The organism is Paenibacillus kribbensis (assembly GCF_001705305.1).
Lineage (GTDB): Bacteria > Bacillota > Bacilli > Paenibacillales > Paenibacillaceae > Paenibacillus > Paenibacillus kribbensis_B.
This window is the reverse complement of sequence record NZ_MCBP01000042.1, coordinates 1-3088: the sequence shown is the minus strand read 5'-3', so window position 1 is coordinate 3088 and position 3088 is coordinate 1. Positions and strand designations below refer to the sequence as shown.

The window sequence follows — 3088 nt, the reverse complement described above, 5'->3', positions numbered from 1 at the left end:
AGCATCCGTCAGCTTGCCGGAGACAATCGGCGCATTCGCCCGCTCCTCGCTGTACGACGCTTCGTCGTCCAGGTACAGCACCGCCGCCAGCGCCAGCTCCTCTTCGCCGAGCCAGGCTTCGGCACGCTCTCGCAGCGGCGTTTGCGTCAGCAGCACCTTCGCTCCGCTGTCTTCGAGCATGAACCGCACGCGCTCCGCCGGATAATCCGGGTCAAGCGGCACATACGCCCCGCCGGCTTTCCAGACGGCCAGCACGGCCACCAGCAAGTCCACCGAACGCTCGGCGAGAATACCGACAATTGACTCCCGGCCGATGCCACTTGCGCGCAATGTAGCCGCCAAGCGGTTCGCCCGCTCGTTCAGCTCCGCATACGTCAGCCGGTCGTTCTCGTACACGACGGCCGCCTCTTCCGGCGTGCGCTCCGCCTGTTCCTCAAACAGCCGGTGGAACGCGGCCGCAGGAGCCGCTTCCGGCTGCGCCGGGTTAAACGCGCCGAGAATTTGCTCTTTTTCCGCCGGTGTCAAAATGCCCAGCTCGGCAATAGTCGCCGACGGGTTGCGGAGAATGGATTCAAGCAGATGCAAGTAGTGAGCGGCCAATTTCTCCACCGTTTCGGTTTTATAAAGAGCAGTGGCGTATTCAAACAGATATTCCAAGCCTTCCTCGATCTCCGTGACGTCCAAGCTGAGATCGAATTTAGAAACAATTTCTTCGCTGGCATACGTCGACAAATGGAGTCCGGGAAGCTGGATTTCCAAATTCTCTGTATTCTGCAAAGCAAACATCGTATCGAACAGCGGATTGCGGCGTAAATCACGAGCCACGTTCACCTTATCCACCAGTTCCTCAAACGGATAATTCTGATGTTCAAAAGCGCCCAGCGTCGTCTCCTTGATTTCCTTCAAGTAGTCAAGGAACGTCTTACCGGCAGCCGGATAACTGCGGATGGCCAGGGTATTGACGAACATCCCTATCAGTGGCTGAACGTCGCTGTGATTTCTTCCCGCAATCGGCGTACCGACCACCACGTCTTCTTGCCCTGTATATTTCTGCAATAATATTGTATAACCAGCAAGCAGAACCATGTAAAGCGTTGCGCCGTTCTCGGCTGCAAGCCGTTTCAGACCCTCGCTTTTCTCGCTATGCATAAACAATTGCAGCGTGCGGCCCTCGTAGCTCTGCATAGCCGGGCGCGGATAGTCCGCCGGCAATTCCAAAACCGGCAGCTCTCCGCGGAACATGTCGAGCCAGTAGGCTTCCTGCTTGGCAAGCTGAGCTTTCTGCTCGTCCGATTGCTGCCATACCGCATAATCTTTGTACTGAATGCGGAGCGGCTCCAACTGCTCCCCGCTGTACAAGCGGACGAACTCTTCGATCAGTACGTCAATCGAAACGCCGTCAGATACGATATGATGCGTATCGAACATTAGAATGTGCCGGTCCGGCGCCAGTTCGGCAAGGCCTACCCGCAGAAGTGGCGGCTTCGCTAGATCAAACGGACGAACGAATTGGCGCACCGTTTCTTCCGCCTGCTCCCCGCTGATCTGCACATATTCCACCTGGAAGGCGGCTTCTTCGTAAATCCGCTGAACCGCTTCGCCTTTTACCATCTCAAAGCCGGTACGCAGCGTTTCATGACGAGCTACGAGCCCGCGGAACGCTTCTTCAAACCGCTGCCGGTCGAGCTCCCCTTCGAGCAGCATAGCTCCCGGTATGTTGTAGCTCAGCTCGGCTCCTTCCAGCTGGTTCAAGATATAGAGACGTTTCTGAGCGGAAGAGAGCGGATAATACTCGCTAGGTTCCGCAGCCGGAATAGCCGTGAACGAGCCGATCTCCAGCAGCTCCATAGCCGCGGCCATTTCCTCAACCGTCGAGTAGCGGAATACGTCGCGAAGCGGGAATTCAACGCCTAGCTCCTTATGCATTTTGCTGACAAGCGTCGTCGCCCGCAGGGAGTGTCCGCCGAGGTCGAAGAAGTTGTCCGTTACGCCTACCACCTTCTCCCGAACAAGCACATCCTGCCAAATGGCGGCCAGCTTCGCCTCAAGTTCGGTGCGCGGCGCCACGTATTCGCGGCCTCCGCCTGCTCCCTCTTCCGGTGACGGCAGCGCCTTCCGGTCGATCTTTCCGTTCGGCGTCAGAGGCAGGCGCTCCAGCTCCACGAAGTACGACGGGATCATGTACCCCGGCAGCTCGCTGGCAATCGCACGCTTCAGGTCCGCCGCCGTCAAGCCTTCTTCCGCTGTATAATAAGCGCACAAAGCTTTCTGACCTTCTTGATCTTCCCTGACGACGACGACCGCTTCCTTCACGCCACCTACACTCAGCAGCTTCGCTTCGACTTCGCCCGTCTCAATCCGGTACCCCCGGATTTTCGCCTGGTTGTCGATCCGGCCGATGAAGTCCACGTTCCCGTCCTCCATCCACCGCGCCAAGTCTCCCGTGCGGTACAGCCGCTCGCCCGCGGTCAACGGACTGTCTACGAACTTCTCTTCCGTCAGCTCCGGACGGTTCAAGTACCCGCGCGCCACGCCGACTCCGCCGATGACCAGCTCGCCCAGCACCCCGACCGGCACCGGGTTCAGATGGGCGTCCACGATGTAGAATTTCGCATTCAGCCACGCTTTGCCGATCGACACATGGCCTGTCTGCGGCAGCTTCGCCAGCGGCTCGTCGTAGAAGCTTGAGTCGATCGCCGCTTCCGTCACGCCGTAAGCGTTGATGATCCGGAACAACGAGCCGAAGCGTTCCTGCAAGGTCCGGTAATCCGCCACGCTGCAGCTGTCCGAGCTCGTGATCAACAGCTCCATCCAGCTCATATCCAGCCGCTGCTCGTGCACGTACTCCAGGAACGGCACGATCAGCGCCGGCGTCGATTCGAAGATGGTGACCCGCTCCCGCTCCATCCAGTGGTGCAGACGAGACGGATCGATCCGGTCGTCCTTCGGCACAATCACCATCGTCCCTCCGTTGTACAGCGTCCGCGCGATATCTCCCACGAACACGTCAAACGAGAAGCTTGCGAGCTGCAGCAGCCGCACCGGGAACTGATCCAACCGGTATTCCCGCCGGTAGCCCGCCGCCGTG

The 3088-nt window shown here is 58.9% G+C and carries 1 protein-coding gene; it reads right to left on the bottom strand.

Annotated features, from left to right (window positions below; all coding sequences use genetic code 11):
* The coding region (locus tag BAZ21_RS27430) for a condensation domain-containing protein (protein WP_141695052.1) at positions 1-3088 on the bottom strand (3088 nt) is incomplete at both ends.